Genomic DNA, 18,749 nt, shown 5'->3' with positions numbered 1-18,749 from the left:
TATATGGGATATTATTATGGAAGTTTTTTTGACAGAACAATGATTATTCTTATACCAGCTCTTATCATTTCAATATGGGCTCAGATGAAAATAAAAAGTAGTTATGCAAAGTATTCACAAGTATATAGTAGAAATGGATATACTGGAAGTCAAGTAGCTAGAATGATATTAGATGCTTACGGACTTTTTGATATTCCAGTATTAGTTACAGGGGGTCACCTTACAGATCACTATGACCCTAGTAAAAAGGTGGTAAAACTATCAACAGATGTATACAACGGTACATCCCTGGCAGCTATAGGTGTAGCTGCCCATGAGATAGGTCATGCTATTCAACATAAAGAAGGATATGCACCAATTAAAATAAGAACAGCTTTAGTGCCAATTGCTAATATAGGATCTCAAGCTTCTTGGATATTATTCTTTATTGGAATTGTAATGTCTTTTACACCATTAGTTAACTTTGGTATTATATTATTCTCAGCAGCAGTTCTTTTTCAGATAGTTACACTGCCTGTAGAGTTTAATGCATCCAGTAGAGCTGTAGCCATATTAAGTGCAAGGAATATACTTTATGAAGATGAAGTAAAGGGAGCTAAAAATGTTTTAACTGCAGCAGCATTAACCTATGTAGCAGCAGCAGTTACAGCTATTGCACAGCTTTTAAGACTCATTGCTATAAGAAATAGAAATAATTAGTAGAAAAATGGATAAACACTAGAAACCGTAGATAGGATGATATGAATGATAGGTGCTAGAGAAGTAGCAGTAAATACAGTAATGCAAGTCTTTGAAAATAAGGCTTATTCTAATATTGTTTTAAACAACAACCTTAGCCAATGTAATCTTGGAGATAAAGATAAAGCATTAGCTACAGAACTTGTTTATGGTACTATAAAGTATAGGTATGCAATTGATAAAATACTTAAGACTTTTTTAGAAAAAAAATTTGACAAAACAGATAAATATATTTTAAATTTATTAAGGGTTTGTATATATCAGCTTAGATATTTAGATAAAATACCTGAGTTTGCAGCAGTAAATGAGGGCGTTAATTTAGCTAAGACTAATGTATCTGTGGGAGCTTCCAAATTAGTAAATGGGGTATTAAGAAGTTATTTAAGAAATAAGAATAAAGATTATTATAATAAAGAAAATATTAATGAAAGATTAGCATTTTCATATTCTTTTCCTCAATGGATGGTAAAATTATTTATTGAGCAATATGGAGAGGTAGTTGGAGAAAAGATACTAGATGGGCTTAATAAAAGACCTGCTGTTACAGTTAGAGTAAACTCCACAAAGGAAGATTTTGAACAGGTTTTTCATGAGTTGGAAAAAAATTCTTACAACGTAGAAGAGGGGTCTATATGTCCTGAAGCCATAAGAATCGTAAGAGGAAAGAGTATAGAGGAAAATCCACTGTTTAAGAAAGGTACTATTACGGTTCAAGATGAAAGTGCTATGCTAGTAGCACCTAGTATGGATTTAAAAGAGCATATGACTGTATTAGATTTATGTAGTGCTCCAGGAGGAAAAACTACTCATATAGCTGAAATAATGGATAATACAGGTATAGTTAAGGCTTTTGATATTTATGATCATAAGCTAGAACTTATAAGAAGTAATAGTGAAAGATTAGGACTAACAAACATTGAATTAGATATATTAGATGCTACTAAAGAATGCAAAGAATTAATAGATGTGGGAGATAGAGTGCTTATAGATGTACCTTGCTCTGGCTTAGGAATAATAAGAAAAAAACCAGAAATTAAATATACAAAAAAAGAGAAAGAATTAAAATCTTTAATAACAGTTCAACGTGAAATAATGAAGAATGCAACTAAATATGTGAGACCAGATGGAATAATTTTATATTCAACTTGTACTATAAATAAAGTAGAAAATCAAGGAAATATAAATTGGTTTTTAAGTAATTTTAAAGATTTTAGTATAGAGCCATTAAACTTTGGACAGGTGGAAAATCTGGTCTATGACGAAAAGGGTTCTGTAACAGTGTTACCTAATGAATATATGGATGGATTTTTTATAGCAAAAATTCGTAGAAATAAATAGGAGTAGAAATGAAAAATATATTAGATTTAGATATAGAAGAACTTAAATCATGGATGAAAGAAAATGGTGAAAAAGAATTTAGAGCTAAACAAGTATTCTCTTGGATTTATAATGAAGTTTGGGACTTCAAAGAGATGACTAACATATCTAAAGATACTTTGAAAAAATTAGAAAAAAATTTTTTTATAGGAATACCTAGAATAGTAGAAACATATAGTTCTAAAAATAGTGATACTCGCAAGCATTTATTTCTTTTACATGATGGTAATATAGTTGAAGGAGTGGTTATGCAGTATAGTCATGGAAATTCTATATGCATATCAACTCAGGTAGGATGTAATATGGGTTGTAAGTTTTGTGCTTCAACTATTGGAGGAGCTGTTAGAAGTTTAAGTAGTGGAGAAATGTTAGGTCAGATTATGGTTTCACAAAAACAACTTGGGGAGAGAATCTCAAATATTGTACTTATGGGAAGTGGAGAACCGTTAGATAACTATGATAATGTTGTAAAATTTATTAAGGATGTAAATTCTCAGTATGGACTTAATATAGGACAACGTCATATAACTCTTTCTACATGTGGAATTGTGCCTAAGATAAAGAACTTAGCAAATTTAGATTTACAGATAACACTAGCAATTTCATTACATGCTCCTAATGATGAATTGCGTGTGAAAACTATGCCTATTGCTAAGGTGTATTCTATAGCTGAGCTTATTGATAGCTGTAAATATTATATTGATAAAACGGGACGAAGAATTACATTTGAATATGCGTTAGTAAAGGGGGTAAACGACTCTAAAGTGCAGGCTGAGCAATTAGTAAAATTAATAAGAGGTATGTTATGTCATGTAAATTTAATTCCAATAAACGAAATAGATGAAAATGATTTAAAAAAATCAAATGAAGAGCAAGTTAAGGGCTTTAGAGATATTTTAATGAAACACGGGATTGAAACTACTGTTAGAAAAGAAATGGGTTTAGACATAAATGCTGCTTGTGGTCAGTTGAGAAAAAGTTATATAGAAAAAAGGGAGTTGTAGTTTTTAATGGGGAGATTGTTAGGAATAGAAACGGATGTTGGAAATAAAAGAACTTTTAATGAAGATTCCGTTGGGTACTACGAAGAAGAAGATTTCGGTATTTTTGTAATAGCCGATGGTATGGGAGGGCATAATGCTGGTGAAATTGCTAGTAAGATTGCTATAGATACAATTATTGAATATGTAATTAATCATCAAAAGGATAGGTCAGAAGAGGAAATTTTAAATGAGGCAATCTTAAGTGCTAATAGAAAAATATATAGAGAAAGCTTGTTAAACGAAAGTTGTAATGGAATGGGAACTACTCTTGTGGGAGCTTTTGTGAGAGGAAATAACTTAACTATGGTAAACATAGGAGATAGTAGAGGATATATTTTAAAGGATGGACAGCTTGTTAAGGTTACAAAAGATCATTCATTGGTACAAGAACTATTAGATAATGGAACAATAACTAATGAGGAAGCTAAGAATCATCCTAATAAAAATGTTATAACAAGAGCCTTAGGAACTAATCCAGTAGTAACGGCAGATTACTACTGTTTAGATATAAGAGGGGTTTACAAAATTCTTCTTTGTAGTGATGGACTTACTAATGAAGTAAGTGAGGAGGATATTTTTAGAGTTTTACAAGGTTATAATGGCAATCAATGTATGGAACTAATAAACATGAGTAAGAAAAATGGTGGAAGAGATAATATTTCTATCATCATTTTTAAAGGAGAGTGGGAGTGCAGATGATAGGAACTATGTTAGGAAATAGATATGAACTCATAGAAAAGATTGGCGAAGGGGGTATGGCAGTAGTATATAAGGCTAAATGTAGAATTTTAATTAGATTTGTAGCAATAAAAATACTAAAGCCAGAGTACTCTAATAATAGTGAATTTATGGAGAAATTTAGAAGAGAAGCTTTAGCTACAGCAACATTTTCTCATAGTAATATAGTTAATATTTATGATGTGGGTTCAGAAGGAAATATTAATTATATTGTAATGGAATTAGTGAATGGAAAAACTTTAAAAGAATACATAAGAGAAAATGCACCTCTTTCCATGGACTCAACTTTAAAGATTTCAATACAAATTGCTAAAGCTTTAGAATGTGCTCATAAAAATAAAATTATCCATAGAGATATAAAACCTCACAATATATTAATAAATGAAGAAGGTATAATTAAAGTTACAGATTTTGGAATAGCCAAAGCTACGTCATCTGATACAATAACTCATACTAATAAAGTTATTGGTTCTGCACATTACTTCTCTCCTGAGCAAGCCAAAGGAAAGATAGTTGATAATAGAACAGATATCTATTCTTTTGGAATTGTGATATATGAAATGCTAACAGGAAGAGTTCCCTTTGATGGAGAAAGTGCTGTAGCAGTGGCGCTTAAACATATACAAGATACTATTGTGCCTCCTAAGGTTTTAGTTCCAGAAGTACCAGATAGTCTAAACAATTTAGTAATTAAGGCTACTCAGAAGGAAGTTATAAAAAGATATAATAATGTAACAGATATGTTAATAGATTTAATGAGAATAGAAAATAATAATAAGTATATAGTAACACCTTCCAATATGGATAATGATTATACTACAGTAATGGATGCAACCCAAATTCAAAATACTATGTATGCTAGCAATCTTGGGAAGAAATTAGCTAATAGAGATATGGATGATGAGGAAGAAGAGGAAGAAGACGAGGATTATGAAGATTATGATGGTGAAAAGAGAAAAACTAGTACATGGAAAAAGGTACTAATAGTTGGAGGGGCTCTTTTATTAACTATTCTTATAGGTGTATTTGTAGGTACTACTGTATATAATAAAGTCAACGATAACGTTAAAAAAGACGAATTAAAGGTTCCAAAGATAATTGGACTTACAGCAGATGAAGCTAAAGATGCTGTAGAAAAATTAGGGTTGACTTATGTAGTCTTAGGAGAGGAAGCTAGTGATAAGCCAGCTGGAACTATAATTGCAGTATTTCCATCGGAAGGTACTGCAGTAAAAAAAGAAAGTGAAGTTAGAGTAAGGATTAGTACAGGACCAGGAGAGATTGAGGTACCAGATGTTGTGAAGCTGGGTAAAAGTGTTGCTCAAGATCATATAGTTACTCAAGGGCTTAAGGTGGGAAAGATAACAGAAGACTATTCTGAAGAAATAGAACAAGGCGCAGTAATAAGTACTAATCCAGTAGCAAAGACTAAGGTTAAAAAAGGTGATACAGTAGATATAGTTATAAGTAAAGGTTCTAGGATAAAGAAGACACAAGTACCAGATCTCATTGGATTAACACTAAAAGAAGCAGAGCAAGTATTAGCCGTAGTAAATCTAAAACTTGGATCTACTACTGCAGTAATAACTGATGATATAAGTAGGGATGGAAAGATATTCAACCAAAGTGAACCTGCTCTGACTTCAGTACAAGAAAATGAAAAGATAAGTGTTAATTACTATCAATATAAGGATCCAGATGAAGGTAAGGTTGAAGTTCCTAATTTCATTGGAAGAACCACTGAAGATGCGCAAGCAGTAGCTAATTCACTTGGATTTAGAATAACTATTACTGGAGATAGAAAAGGTCTTATAATAAGTCAAGATGTACCTGAAGGTAATAAGTTAGATAAAGGAAGTACCATAAATCTTATAGCTCAAATAAAAGCCCCTAATATTGGCGGCGATGATGACAAAGATGAAGAACCTTAACCAATGAAGTTAATAATCCTTAGGTAAGTTATAAACTTGCCTAAGGATTAGTTAAAATTTAGGAGGAATATATGCAAGGTGTAATAGTTAAAGGAATTGGTGGATTATACTATGTGGATGTTGAAGAAAAAGTTATAGAGTGTAAGGCTAGAGGGAAATTTAGACATAAGGGTGAAACTCCCATGATTGGTGATGAGGTAATCATAGAAGAAGAAAATGGGAAGGGTGTTATAACGGAAATATTAAAGAGAAGAAATCAACTTATAAGACCTGCCGTTGCTAACGTAACTCAAGCTTTTGTAGTAGTTACTAGTAAGAATCCAGATTTGAATTTAAGCTTATTATATAAATTTTTAGTTTTATGTGAGTATAATCATGTAGTAGCTATTATTTGCTTTAATAAAATGGATATTGAAAGTGATTATAGCAAGGAAATAGGTAGTATGTTAAATAAAGCTGGATATGAAATAATGTATGTACAAGGAAAACATAGTGTTGGAATAGACCAGTTAAAGGAAAAGATAAAGGGTAATATTACTGTATTTTGTGGGCCTTCTGGAGTTGGTAAATCTACTATATTGAATAAAGTTTTAGGTAGATATGCTATGAAAACAGGGGATATTAGTGATAAACTAAAAAGAGGAAAACATACAACTAGGCATAGTGAACTCATAAGGATAGAAGATGGATTCTTAGTTGACACACCAGGATTTTCTTCTTTGGAATTAGATTTCATAGATAAAGAAGAACTACAACATATGTTTCCGGAATTTGAAGAATTTAAAGATGGATGTAAGTTTAATAATTGTGTTCATTATAAAGAACCAGGTTGTATAGTAAAACAAAAGGTAGAATCTGGACAAATAAATAAAAGTAGATATGAATTCTACATAAAAATATTAGAAGAAATTATTAGTAGGGGGAATAGAAAATGATAAAATTATCACCATCTATATTGTCAGCAGACTTTTCAAGGTTAGGAGAGCAGGTTAAAGAAATAGAAAAACATGGAGCGGATTGGGTTCATATTGATGTTATGGACGGGATGTTTGTACCTAACATATCCTTTGGAGTTCCTGTTATAAAATCCATAAGAAATCTTACAACCTTAGTTTTTGATGTACATTTAATGATTGAAGATCCAGCTAGATACGTAAAAGATTTTGTAGATGCAGGAGCTAACATGATAACAGTTCATTATGAAGCAGATAGACATATAGACAGAACTATAAAATATATTAAAAGCTTAGGAGTTAAATCTGGAGTAGCATTAAATCCTGGTACTCCTGTTTCTATGATAGAAAACTTAATTCCAGATTTAGATATGGTACTTATCATGTCAGTTAATCCGGGATTTGGAGGTCAAAAATATATAGAGTATTCAGTAGATAAAATATCACAGGTTAAAGAGTTAAAGGATAAATATAATAAAGAATTATATATACAAGTAGATGGTGGCATAGATGCAACCAATGTTAGTAAAGTTGTAAAATGTGGAGCTAATTCTATAGTAGCGGGTTCAGCAGTATTTAAAAATAATGAAATAGAAAAAAATATAAGTAATATAAAAAGTGGGTTTTAGTATGCAAGCAGTTATAGTTGGAGGAGGAGATCCTCCAAGTAAAAAGATTTTAGATAAATATATAAATGAAAAGTCTATAATTATAGCAGCTGATGGAGGTGCTAACGTTCTTTTAAATCATGAAATACATCCAAATTATTTGTTAGGAGATTTTGACTCTATTGATGAAAAAACATATATGGAAATAAGTAATAGCTCTAAAACTATTAGATTTCCAAAGGAGAAGGATTATACAGATAGTCATATAGCTTTTAATAAGGCAGTGGAGTTAGGAGCTACAGAAATAATTTTTTTAGGATGTACAGGTAAGAGAATTGACCATTTCTATGCAAATTTATGTATTCTCAATGAAGGTTTAAAAAAATCAATAAATTGTCGTATAATAGATGAGTATAATGAAATCTATCTTATAGATAAACCTACAAATATCTTTGGGAAAAAAGGGGATATATTTTCTCTATTTAGCTATTTAGAAGATACTCATGATTTAACTATAGAGGGAGTCAAATATAAATTAAAGAATTTTGCGCTAGCACAAGGAAACAATCTCACTGTATCTAATGAGTTTGAAGAGGAAAAAGTTAGCATATCTTTTTCTAAAGGATGTCTTATAGTAATTAGAGTTCATAAAATATAAATTTAAAATATAGGATTACAGTCATTATTACAATTGATGATTGTAATTTTTTTATTTATGTACCACTTTTTACGTCAATACATATAATGATACTAAAAAGGCTTATGGGGGAAGTAAGTATGAGGAGTAGGACAACTAAAAGGTTGGGACTTATTGTTAGTTCTGTAGGAGCAGGGATAGTATTAGCTATGCTAATTCCATTTTGGGGGTGGATGGTAGCCATAGGTTGTGCCATTATATGTGCTGGATGGTTTATAATGAATAAGTTTTGCTAATAATCGGTTAAGGAGGTTAAAGGGTGACTATAAGAGTAATTAAGCTACCTAAGTTTTTATCTAAAATAGTTAAAATTTTTGTAAGAAAAAAACATAGTTATTAATTTTGCACATAAAAAAATGCAACTATAAAGGTAGTTGCATTTTTTTTACCAATTAAACGGCACGTTGAACCTTACCAGAACGTAAGCATCTAGTACAAACGTGTACTGTCTTAGGTGAACCGTTAACTATAGCTTTAACTTTTTTTAAGTTTGGAGCCCATTTTCTTTTTGATTGACGGTGAGAGTGAGAGAATTGTACTCCTGAAACTACACCTTTATCGCATATTTCACATCTTCTTGACATATATTACACCTCCTCAAAATTTCAACATACTGCTATAAATCAAACACAAGTTATTTTAACATAATTACTATGATTGTTGCAAGTATTAAGAAAAATAAACACATACTATTATATTATACATATTGTTATAATAAAATTCAACGATATATATAATTATATTAGTTGAATTAAATCTTAAGTTAATATAAAATGTTTATAAGGTATAATTAAGGAGGAATTGATTATGAAAGCTAATATAACAACTGAAATAGGAAATATATACTATTCTGAAGATGTAATAGCTAATATAGCAGGTGTATCAACCATGGAATGCTATGGAGTTGTTGGCATGGCTTTAAAGAATGCTAAGGATGGTTTATGGGAATTATTAAAAGCTGAAAACCTAGCAAAAGGAGTTAAAATAACTCAAAAAGAGAATGCTATAGCTATAGAACTATATATAATTGTTGAATATGGAACTAAAATTGCAGTAATCGCTAATAATATAATACAAACAGTTAGATACAATTTAGAAAATCTTACAGGTGTTAAGGTTTCTCAAGTTACTGTTAATATTCAAGGCATTAGAGTTTAAGGGGGAACATAAAGTGGCATATACACAGATTAATGGACGTGATTTTTCAAATATGATAAAAAGTGCTTCAAATGCATTAGAGAAGCAGAAAGAATATGTAAACTCCTTGAATGTATTCCCAGTACCTGATGGAGATACAGGAACAAATATGTCTTTAACCTTTAAGGCTGCAGCTAGAGAAATAGAAGGTTTAGAGAATAAGGGTATAGGAGAAGTATCTAAGAAGTTAGCCAAGGGTGCTTTAATGGGGGCTAGAGGAAACTCTGGAGTTATTCTTTCTCAGATTTTAAGAGGTATCGCAAAGGGGCTTGAAAATGCAGAGGAGGCAACTATAGAGGAAGTTAAGAATTCTTTTGTAGAAGGCTCAAATTTTGCTTATAAAGCAGTTATGAGACCAACAGAAGGAACGATTTTAACTATAATTAGAGCGGCGGGAGAAGCTGCTATCTGCAGTGAAGCTGAAAATATAGTTGAATTATTTGAAGAAGTATGTAAAGAAAGTAAAAAGATGCTTGATAAGACTCCAGAAATGTTACCACAGTTAAAACAAGCTAAGGTAGTAGATGCTGGTGGAATGGGATTATTAATAATATTAAGAGGTATGTTAGAAGTTCTAAAAAATAAAAGTGAAGTTTCTTTAATTAATGATTTAGAAGGTGAATCAGAAAATAATTATGATATTCCAGAGCTAAATATGGATCCAGAAGATATTAAATTTGGATACTGCACAGAGTTTATCATACTTAATGAAGTAAAAGATATACCAAAATTTAAAGATTTCCTTGAATCTCAAGGTGATTCATTAGTTCTTGTAGGATTAGAGGATATAACTAAGGTTCATGTCCATACTAATGATCCAGGAGCAGTTTTATCTAAAGCAGTAACCTTTGGAGATCTTTCAAAAATTAAAATTGAAAATATGAGAGAACAACACAGATCTTTATTAGGCATAGATGAAAGTAGCAATGACGCAGTAGTGGAAGAATTAAAAGAGGATCCTAAAGCTTATGGATTTGTAACTGTAGCTAGAGGTAATGGGATTTCTTCAATATTTAAAGATCTTGGAGTAGATCAGGTTATTGAAGGTGGTCAGACTATGAATCCTAGTACAGAAGATATAGTTAATAGCATCAATAAAATTAATGCTGAGGTAGTATTTGTTCTTCCAAATAATAAAAATATAATAATGGCAGCTACACAAGCTGTAGATTTAATAGAAGATAAAAAGGTTATAGTAATTCCTACAAAAACTATCCCTCAAGGAATTACAGCTATAACTATGTTTAATCCAGATGGTACTTCAGAAGAAAATGAAGCAGCTATGAATGAAACTATAGAAACTGTTACTTCTGGTTCAGTAACCTATGCGGTTAAGGATACCGAAGACAATGGTAGACATATTAAAGAGGGAGATATTCTAGGATTATTAGAAGGAAAAATAAATGAAATAGGTCAGGATGTATATGCTGTATGTAAAAAGCTTATAGAAAACATGGTAAATGAAGATAACGAGCTTATTACTATATTCTATGGTGAAGACTGTGAAGAGGATAAGGTTAACCAGTTAGTATCAGAATTAGAAGAAGCATATCCAGACATGGATGTTCAATGTTTTAATGGTGAGCAACCATTATACTATTTTATTACATCAGTAGAATAAAAGCCTTAGGGCTTTTTTTCTATGTTAGCCATATGGAGTTGATAAGGTGAATATTTATAGTAGTGTTACAGCAATTAAAGGTGTAGGGCCTAAAATGGCTGAGAAATTGAGTAAATGTGGAATATATAGTATTTTAGATTTATTGTTATACTTTCCAAGGGATTATGAGAGTATCTTTATTGTTGAAGATTTAGATGAAGTGGATTCTAAGGGAAAGATAATATTAGAGGTTGGAGTGGAGAGAATTTTACCTGACATAAGGACAAAAACAGGAAAAATACTTACAACCATTAGATTTATTCATAAAGGAAGAGTAGTTAAGGGAATATGGTTTAATCAGCCCTATGTGAAAAGTAGTTTTAGAATTGGCAGTAGATATGTTATAAGTGGCATTATAGAGAAACAAGGTAGAGATTTTATAATTAAAAATGGAACCATAATGAGAAATACTACTACAGAGAGTACGGATATTATGGCAAGATATCCGTTAAGGGACGATATTTCTAATACTTTTTTAAATAAAATCGTTACAGAAACTTTAAACACAGTAAAAATACAAGAAAATTTACCAAAGTCAATTTTGGATGAACATGATTTTATGTCTTTGGATAGTGCTATAAGAAATATACATAATCCCAAAAGTTTAAAGTTATTAGAAGAGGCAAGAAGAAGATTAAAGTTCCAAGAGTTATTTACATACTCTTTAAAGCTTATGGCCTTAAAAAATAGAAGTATTAATTCTAAGGGAATTTCCTTTTCCATATCAAAGGAGCTGAAAGATTTAAAGGATAAGTTACCTTTTCAGTTAACAGATGCACAAACTAGAACTGTTAGAGAAATATTAAGAGATCAAAAGAAACCCAGTCCTATGAATAGATTAGTTCAAGGAGATGTAGGTAGTGGTAAGACTATAGTTGCTTTTATTGCCCTTTTTAATGTTATTATGAATGGTTATCAAGGTGCCATGATGGCGCCTACAGAAATATTGGCAAAACAGCATTACTACGAGGCAGAAAAAATCTTTAAGGATTTTAATATTACTATAGAGTTATTAACAGGTAGTACCACAGAAAAAAATAAAAACCTTATAAAAGAAAAGTTATTAAAAGGTGAAATAGACTTAATAATAGGTACTCATGCTTTGATAGAAGATAATGTCCAGTTTAAAAACTTAGGACTTATAATAACTGATGAGCAGCATAGATTTGGTGTTGGTCAAAGAACTAGATTTGGAAATAAGCGTGAAGATATTGATGTACTTGTAATGAGTGCTACACCTATTCCAAGGACTTTATGTTTATATCTTTATGGAGATTTAGAAGTATCGATAATTGATACTTTACCACCAGGGCGAAAACCGATTGATACCTATTATTTATCTACTCAGGAAAAGGGGAGAATATATAACTTTGCTTTAGAGGAGATAAAAAAAGGAAGACAGATTTATGTAGTTTGTCCATTGGTTGAAGAAAATGAAGATATGAAATTAAGTTCTGTAACAGCATTATATGAAGAGCTAAAAAAAACTTACTTTAAAAGTATGGAAATCGCCATTCTTCATGGTAAAATGAGTAATAAAGATAAAAATTTAATTATGAATGAATTTAAAGAAGGAAATATTAAGGTGTTAATATCCACTACGGTTATTGAAGTAGGTGTAAATGTACCTAATGCAACGGTTATAATTATAGAAAATGCAGAGCGGTTTGGATTATCTCAATTGCATCAGTTAAGAGGAAGAGTTGGAAGAGGATCTCATAAATCTTATTGTGTTCTTGTAGCTAATATAAAAAGTGAAACAACTAAAAAGAGAATGGACATAATGAAAAATAGCAATGATGGTTTTTATATAGCGGAACAAGATTTAAAATTAAGAGGAAGTGGAGAAATGTTTGGACTTAGACAATCTGGTGAAAATGGATTAATTCTTAGTGATTTATCAGAGGATTTTCAACTATTTAAAATAGCAAATCATGAAGCTAAGAAATTTATTAATAACAAGGATGAAGAAAACAAAAGAATACTTAAAGAAATAATGATTAACCTAGAAAAAAGCACTAGTTATATTTGCTTTAACTAAGGTCAAAGGAGATAAAAATGAGAGTAATTGCAGGAAAAGCTAAAGGAAGAAAGTTACTATCACCAGAGGGGATGGGCACTAGACCTACTCTTGATAGAGTTAAAGAATCAATTTTCAGCATAATACAAAATAGAGTAAGAGGCAGTATAGTTTTAGATCAGTTTTCTGGTACAGGAAGCTTAGGTCTAGAGGCTGCAAGTAGAGGAGCTAAAGAGTGTCATTTAATAGACATGGGAGACGTAACTTATAAATATTTAAAAGAAAATATTAAAAATTTAAAATTTGAAGATTTCTGTACATCTTATAAAGGTGATTCATACAAATACTTAGAGGAGTTTGGGAGAATAGGCAAGGTATTTGATTTAATATTTATAGACCCACCTTATGCAAAGGATATGATTCCACCAGCTCTAGAACTTATAAAAAAACATAATTTACTACAAAGAGATGGCTTAATTGTAACGAAAATAGATTCAGGTGAAGAAATTTGTGAAGGTTATGAAGACATTGTTTTAATAGACCAAAGAAAATACGGAAACACCACTGTATGTTTCTATGAATTTAAGGAGTAAAAAATGATTAAAGCAGTTTATCCAGGCAGTTTTGACCCAATAACAAATGGTCACTTAGATATTATAAAAAGATGTTCATACGTATTTGATCAGGTTACAGTAGCTGTATTACTAAATCCTAACAAAAGTGGCTGGTTTAGTATTGAAGAAAGAATTGATCAAATTGAGAGAGTGGTTAAAGATTTACCAAATGTAAAAGTAAAAAGTTTTACAGGTCTTTTAGTGGATTTTATGGAAGCAGAAGACAGTGATGTAATGGTTAAGGGACTTAGATCTATGTCAGATTTTGATTATGAGTTTCAAATGGCATTAATGAATAAAAAGCTTGATAAAACAAAAGAAACTATGTTTATGATGACCAACTCTAAGTACTCTTATCTTAGTTCATCAGCTATAAAGCAAGTGGCTTTGTTTAAGGGACACTTGGATGGATTAATTCCAAAAGAGTTAGAAAATGAAATTAGAGAGAGAGCTAAAAGTTTTGAGGGGGAATTATAGTGAAGGTATTAGAACTATTAGATTATCTACAACAAACTATTGACATGTCACCAAAGAATTTAGTCGGTAAAGTATCTATTAATAAAAAAGAGGTCTTAAGAACTCTTAATGAAATGAGAAAATTACTACCAGATGAATTTGAAGAAGCTAAAAATTTAATGAATCGTAAAGAAATAATTTTAGACGAAGCAAGAAGTGAAGCAGAACATATTATTGAGGATAGTAGAAAAAGAGCACAACAAGAATATGAAAACTGTGATGTGTTAGTAACTGCTAAAAAAGAAGCAGAAGAAATATTAGAAAGTGCTAATGAGGAAGCTAAAAAAATTAAAGGTGAAGCTAATAAGCAAGCTAAGGATTTAAAATTTGGAGTTATGAATTATGCAGATAGTACTTTAAGTAATTTACAAAAGGATATAGACATTATAGGAGAAGAGTCTTTAAAAGTTATACAAAATGAAATGGAAGAAATGCTTGTAAAATTATATAAAGAAATTTCTTCCACTACATCTAAGGTAAGAGAAAATATTAAAGAATTAGGAAATGACTAAAAACAATCTCGTAACTTTTTAAATATGACAGGGATAGAAAATATAAATATTAGTAGGATCAAAAACCCTGATTTAGATGATAGAATAGTATTGTTTATGAAAAAAGTTTCCTGATTAACTAGAGAAAATGGTAGCTTTAAAAATAACAATGTTATTAAGGTGCATATCATTCCTTGAACAACTTTTAGGAATATATATTTTTTCATTGATACCTTATATTTGTAAACAAAGGAATATACTTGGAAGGTTATAGATAATCCACTAAAACCTATTAAAAAGCTACATATAAGAATTTTAATATTTAGGGTTAAGGAGCTTGTAGCTACAATGTTACATCCATTTGTAATTTCTATAAATCCAAGGAAGATTCCATCAAGTAGATTGTAATTAATAATACCAGAACTACATAAAGAAATAAGGGCAGTGTGATATACTCCACTGCTTTTTATTATGTTTATAATTACAGAAAAAATAACTACAAAACTACCTATTGATAAGCAGGTTTTGGTAGCATCTTCAAGGGCATTTTTCATAGCCACCCCGAAGTTAAGGTTTTCTTTTATCTGTGTAGCAGCAACAGAAGAATTGCTATATATAGTATATTTATTAGTCTTTTTAGTAGGTAATATTAACCCCATAACAATACAAGATAAAGCATTAGAAATAAGAAGGATATAACCTAGAAATGTACTATGAAGCATTGCAGTACCAACAGTACCTATAATAAACAGAGGACTTCCATTGGTGGCTATATTTAAAAGTCTTTCAAAAGTTGATTTATCAATAACCTTCCTTTCATAGAGTTCACAAGCATATCTGGAACCAAGAGGATATCCACAAAACAAACTAGCTAAAATAACTACACTACACTCCTTTGGTAGTCTTAAGGGGGTACATAGTAATTTACCTAAAAATTTTGAATAAATTTCTATGCCACCAAAAGAAAAAATTAAGTTAACTATGACCAAGAAGGGGAATAGTGATGGAAATACTGAGTAAAAAAACAGTTTAGCTCCATTTATAGTAAAGGCTATGCAATCTTTAGGATTTAGTATGATGTAAATAATTAAGAGAGAAAATATTGTTGTAAGCAGAAGGTTTTTTGATGATTTCCTAAATAATAAATATATTAAAAATATAATAAGCGCAATTACAATAAAAAATAATGCCTTCATTAAAATAATCCTTTTAAATTGATATACTTAAATATATTTTTTATCTTGGGAATATATGATAACAAAATATAGGTAAAATAAAATCTTCAAGGTACTTACAAAACAATTCACTAAAAATTAATTTAAGATTTAGGTTGTTTTAGTATGGTTCCTTGAAGAATTATGTTTATAATATAATCGGGCTTTGCAGATAATCTTCCATAGCACTTATGGAAGGATTTAGAATACTATAGCCACTAGTGCATTGTAAATCTAATTTTAAGGTAGGGTTTATATCCTTTGGTAGTTTTGAATATATTGGTATAGAAGAATTGTTCTTCATTGATTTTAATGCCATAGCTCCATGTTTAGTGAAGCCCAAAATACGGGCATATGGACAAGGGTCTTTACGCATTTCTAAGGTATTGTATTCATAAAAGCCTAGAAAATACTGACATAATATTCTACTAATTCTAGTGTAGGTATATCGTTTACTTTTTATCATTTCAATACAATGTTCATAATCTTTAGCATCTTTTATGGTAGCTAATATCTTATTATGGAGACCTTCAGAAGCATCCGGAATTAATTCGAAAAAGTTATTTTTGCTAGTTATAGCCTTATACTTTATATATGGATATATCATGTAATCAAAGGGAAAATTATAATTTTTGTTTTTAAGTTCTACAATATCCGCGTAAACACTAGGAGGAATATGAGATATTAATTCTTCCATTGAAGTATTTGATTTCAAGGATTTTCTAATAGCAGTAGCACTTGAGAAGATATTATTTAAATTAGTACTATTGTAATCCCCACCTTCCCTTTTTATAGTATAGGGTACAATATTACTATGAAGCTTTTTTAAGCTCTTAAGGTATTCAACACCTAAAATATTGTTAGAAGAATTTAGATAGTCAGCTATGTCTTTTTCATTATAATAATTTTTTTTATTTAAATAATGAATTAAAGCTGAAGAACGAGCCTTTGGAAAAGGTAATCCTCTACCTAATTCTTCTTTCAATAAGGACTTAAATAAAGGGGGTTCTTCTACTAGTAGATCAGATATTTCTTTAAGAAAGTCTATATCACCTGATTCACTTCCAAAGCAAATTGAATCTACTATCCCTAGACTATTAAGAAGACTTATGGAACCATAAGAAAAGAATTCCGCAGAAGATAGGCTGTATATTGCAGGGAGTTCTAAAACAATATCTACCCCATTATTTAAAGCCATTGATGTTTTTTTCCATTTATCTACTATAGAGGGAATACCTCTTTGATTAAAGTTTCCACTCATAACTGCAATAATTAAATCACTATTAGTCAATTCTTTAGTTTTATTTATATGAAAAAGGTGTCCATTGTGAAGAGGATTATATTCCACAATAATTCCTGATATTTTCATTTAAATTACCTCCTGTACTCATATAACCATAGATTATATCAAAAAAATGTTAATTATGATAGCCTAATTATTAAATTAAGTCAAAAAAATTCAATATAGAGGTTGAAAAATATATATGAAAAGGGGTATAGTAATAAGGGATATTTAGAATATTTTTACTGAAAGGGGTAAGAAAAATGAGTTTTACACAAAAGGTATGGAAATTAGCACAACAAGAGATGAAGACAATAGTACTTCCAGAAGGTGAAGAAGAAAGAAATTTAAAGGCTTCAGAAATTATCCATAAAAATAAAATAGCTAAAGTTATATTAGTAGGTAGCCAGGATAAGATTAAGGAAAATGCTAAGAATTTCGGGGTAAATATTGAGGGAATTGAAATTGTAGATCCTGAAGTATCACCTAAGACTGAAGAGTATGCAAAAGCATTTTATGAACTTAGAAAAAACAAGGGTGTTACAGAGGAAAAAGCATTACAAACAGTTAAAGACCCCGTTTATTATGGAACAATGATGGTTAAACTAGAAGATGCCCATGGATTAGTTTCAGGAGCAGTACATAGCACAGGGGATTTATTACGTCCAGGACTTCAAATTATAAAAACAGCTCCAGGAATAAAAGTTGTTTCAAGCTTCTTCGTTATGGAACTTGAAAATTCTTCATATGGAGATAATGGTACTCTATTATTTGGAGATTGTGCAGTTAATCCTAATCCAACATCAGAAGAGCTTGCATCAATAGCTATAAGTACAGCAGAAAATGCAAAGACTCTATGTGGAATAGATCCAAAGGTTGCAATGTTATCTTTCTCAACTATGGGAAGTGCTAAACATGAAAATGTAAATAAGGTTGTTGAAGCTACAAGAATGGCAAAAGAAGCTAGACCAGATCTTGCAATAGATGGAGAATTACAATTAGATGCAGCTATAGTTGATAAAGTAGCAAGTCTTAAAGCACCAAATAGTACAGTAGCAGGAAATTCCAATGTTTTAATATTCCCAGATTTACAAGCAGGAAATATTGGATATAAATTAGTTCAAAGATTTGCAGGAGCTGAAGCTATAGGTCCAGTATGTCAAGGGTTTGCAAAACCAATAAATGACCTTTCAAGAGGATGTAGTGTAGATGATATAGTAAATGTTGTAGCAATTACAGCAGTGCAAGCTCAAAATAACAAATAAATATTATATTGATTTAATTAAAATTATATTGTAATCTAATATAATGATATATTAATATATTAATATATTAATATATTAATATATTACAAATGCGTCAGGAGGAAATGAGAATGAAAGTATTAGTAATAAACTGTGGAAGTTCTTCATTAAAGTACCAATTAATAAACATGGAAACAGAAGAGAGCTTAGCACAAGGATTAGTTGAAAGAATAGGAATTGAAGGTTCAATTTTAAATCAAAAGGTTCCAGGAAGAGATAAATATATAATAGAGCAACCAATGGCTGACCATAAAGATGCAATAAAATTAGTTTTAGGTGCATTAGTAGATGGTAACCATGGAGTTATTTCTTCAATGGATGAAATATCAGCAGTAGGACACAGAGTTGTTCATGGTGGAGAAAAAT

Annotated in this window: 19 protein-coding genes and 1 pseudogene; 17 read left to right on the top strand and 3 right to left on the bottom strand. The window is 30.4% G+C overall.

Going from position 1 to position 18,749, the window contains the following annotated elements; genetic code table 11:
* Nucleotides 1–3: 3 nt before the first annotated feature.
* The 9 genes from B2671_RS05640 (at nucleotide 4) to B2671_RS05600 (ending at nucleotide 8,321) form a co-directional block, all read left to right on the top strand.
* Nucleotides 4–699 (top strand): zinc metallopeptidase, encoded by a 696-nt coding sequence (locus B2671_RS05640; RefSeq protein WP_346869528.1) that lies wholly within the window; start codon nucleotides 4–6, stop codon nucleotides 697–699.
* Between the two features lie 45 nt (nucleotides 700–744).
* Nucleotides 745–2,076, top strand: coding sequence for a 16S rRNA (cytosine(967)-C(5))-methyltransferase RsmB (rsmB, locus tag B2671_RS05635; RefSeq protein WP_346869527.1), 1,332 nt, complete (start codon nucleotides 745–747; stop codon nucleotides 2,074–2,076).
* An 8-nt stretch (nucleotides 2,077–2,084) separates the two neighbouring features.
* Nucleotides 2,085–3,119 (top strand): 23S rRNA (adenine(2503)-C(2))-methyltransferase RlmN, encoded by a 1,035-nt coding sequence (gene rlmN, locus B2671_RS05630; protein WP_346869526.1) that lies wholly within the window; start codon nucleotides 2,085–2,087, stop codon nucleotides 3,117–3,119.
* Nucleotides 3,120–3,125: 6 nt separating this feature from the next.
* Nucleotides 3,126–3,857 carry a Stp1/IreP family PP2C-type Ser/Thr phosphatase gene (locus B2671_RS05625; protein WP_346869525.1) on the top strand — a complete coding sequence of 244 codons (732 nt, stop codon included), beginning with the start codon at nucleotides 3,126–3,128 and terminating at the stop codon, nucleotides 3,855–3,857.
* Complete coding sequence (pknB, locus tag B2671_RS05620; protein WP_346869564.1) at nucleotides 3,854–5,827, top strand: Stk1 family PASTA domain-containing Ser/Thr kinase; 1,974 nt, start codon at nucleotides 3,854–3,856, stop codon at nucleotides 5,825–5,827. The genes B2671_RS05625 and pknB overlap by 4 nt, the downstream gene beginning before the upstream one ends.
* Before the next feature lie 71 nt (nucleotides 5,828–5,898).
* The gene (rsgA, locus tag B2671_RS05615; protein ID WP_346869524.1) at nucleotides 5,899–6,762 is read left to right on the top strand and encodes a ribosome small subunit-dependent GTPase A; all 864 of its coding nucleotides are present in this window, start codon (nucleotides 5,899–5,901) and stop codon (nucleotides 6,760–6,762) included.
* A complete protein-coding gene (gene rpe, locus B2671_RS05610; protein ID WP_346869523.1) occupies nucleotides 6,759–7,409 on the top strand; it encodes a ribulose-phosphate 3-epimerase in 651 nt (216 codons plus the stop codon). Before rsgA ends, rpe begins: the two co-directional genes overlap by 4 nt.
* Nucleotide 7,410: 1 nt before the next feature.
* Nucleotides 7,411–8,046, top strand: a complete 636-nt coding sequence (locus B2671_RS05605; protein ID WP_346869522.1) for a thiamine diphosphokinase — start codon at nucleotides 7,411–7,413, stop codon at nucleotides 8,044–8,046.
* A gap of 119 nt (nucleotides 8,047–8,165) precedes the next feature.
* A complete protein-coding gene (locus B2671_RS05600; RefSeq protein ID WP_198028577.1) occupies nucleotides 8,166–8,321 on the top strand; it encodes a hypothetical protein in 156 nt (51 codons plus the stop codon).
* A gap of 156 nt (nucleotides 8,322–8,477) precedes the next feature.
* On the opposite strand, the gene rpmB is transcribed toward B2671_RS05600, so the two are convergent.
* Complete coding sequence (gene rpmB / locus B2671_RS05595) at nucleotides 8,478–8,669, bottom strand: 50S ribosomal protein L28 (RefSeq protein ID WP_035132719.1); 192 nt, start codon at nucleotides 8,667–8,669, stop codon at nucleotides 8,478–8,480.
* A 223-nt stretch (nucleotides 8,670–8,892) separates the two neighbouring features.
* Between rpmB and B2671_RS05590 the strand changes: the two genes are divergently transcribed.
* Genes B2671_RS05590 through B2671_RS05565 form a run of 6 tightly spaced genes read left to right on the top strand, consistent with a single transcriptional unit; the run spans nucleotide 8,893 to nucleotide 14,604 of the window.
* Nucleotides 8,893–9,243 carry an Asp23/Gls24 family envelope stress response protein gene (locus B2671_RS05590; RefSeq protein WP_147519512.1) on the top strand — a complete coding sequence of 117 codons (351 nt, stop codon included), beginning with the start codon at nucleotides 8,893–8,895 and terminating at the stop codon, nucleotides 9,241–9,243.
* A gap of 13 nt (nucleotides 9,244–9,256) precedes the next feature.
* Nucleotides 9,257–10,903, top strand: a complete 1,647-nt coding sequence (locus B2671_RS05585) for a DAK2 domain-containing protein (RefSeq protein ID WP_346869521.1) — start codon at nucleotides 9,257–9,259, stop codon at nucleotides 10,901–10,903.
* Nucleotides 10,904–10,949: 46 nt separating this feature from the next.
* Entirely contained in the window at nucleotides 10,950–12,983 is a 2,034-nt protein-coding gene (recG, locus tag B2671_RS05580) for an ATP-dependent DNA helicase RecG (RefSeq protein WP_346869520.1), read from the top strand.
* Nucleotides 12,984–13,000: 17 nt separating this feature from the next.
* Nucleotides 13,001–13,555, top strand: coding sequence for a 16S rRNA (guanine(966)-N(2))-methyltransferase RsmD (gene rsmD, locus B2671_RS05575; protein WP_346869519.1), 555 nt, complete (start codon nucleotides 13,001–13,003; stop codon nucleotides 13,553–13,555).
* A gap of 3 nt (nucleotides 13,556–13,558) precedes the next feature.
* Complete coding sequence (coaD, locus tag B2671_RS05570) at nucleotides 13,559–14,053, top strand: pantetheine-phosphate adenylyltransferase (RefSeq protein WP_346869518.1); 495 nt, start codon at nucleotides 13,559–13,561, stop codon at nucleotides 14,051–14,053.
* Complete coding sequence (locus B2671_RS05565; protein ID WP_346869517.1) at nucleotides 14,053–14,604, top strand: ATP synthase F0 subunit B; 552 nt, start codon at nucleotides 14,053–14,055, stop codon at nucleotides 14,602–14,604. Before coaD ends, B2671_RS05565 begins: the two co-directional genes overlap by 1 nt.
* Here B2671_RS05565 and ylbJ read toward each other — a convergent pair.
* Together ylbJ and B2671_RS05555 are read right to left on the bottom strand one after the other, a co-directional pair.
* Entirely contained in the window at nucleotides 14,601–15,779 is a 1,179-nt protein-coding gene (gene ylbJ, locus B2671_RS05560) for a sporulation integral membrane protein YlbJ (protein ID WP_346869516.1), read from the bottom strand. The two genes, B2671_RS05565 and ylbJ, sit on opposite strands and share 4 nt — an antisense overlap.
* A 166-nt stretch (nucleotides 15,780–15,945) precedes the next feature.
* Nucleotides 15,946–17,166, bottom strand: coding sequence for a nucleotidyltransferase (locus B2671_RS05555; protein WP_346869515.1), 1,221 nt, complete (start codon nucleotides 17,164–17,166; stop codon nucleotides 15,946–15,948).
* Between the two features lie 176 nt (nucleotides 17,167–17,342).
* Between B2671_RS05555 and pta the strand changes: the two genes are divergently transcribed.
* Entirely contained in the window at nucleotides 17,343–18,344 is a 1,002-nt protein-coding gene (gene pta, locus B2671_RS05550; protein ID WP_346869514.1) for a phosphate acetyltransferase, read from the top strand.
* A gap of 110 nt (nucleotides 18,345–18,454) precedes the next feature.
* Nucleotides 18,455–18,749, top strand: a pseudogene (locus B2671_RS05545) (acetate kinase); the annotation flags it as partial.

The organism is Clostridium sp. UBA5119 (assembly GCF_002414285.1).
Lineage (GTDB): Bacteria > Bacillota > Clostridia > Clostridiales > Clostridiaceae > Clostridium_J > Clostridium_J sulfidigenes.
The sequence above is the reverse complement of the archived record's forward strand: the minus strand, read 5'-3'. Positions and strand labels throughout refer to the sequence as shown.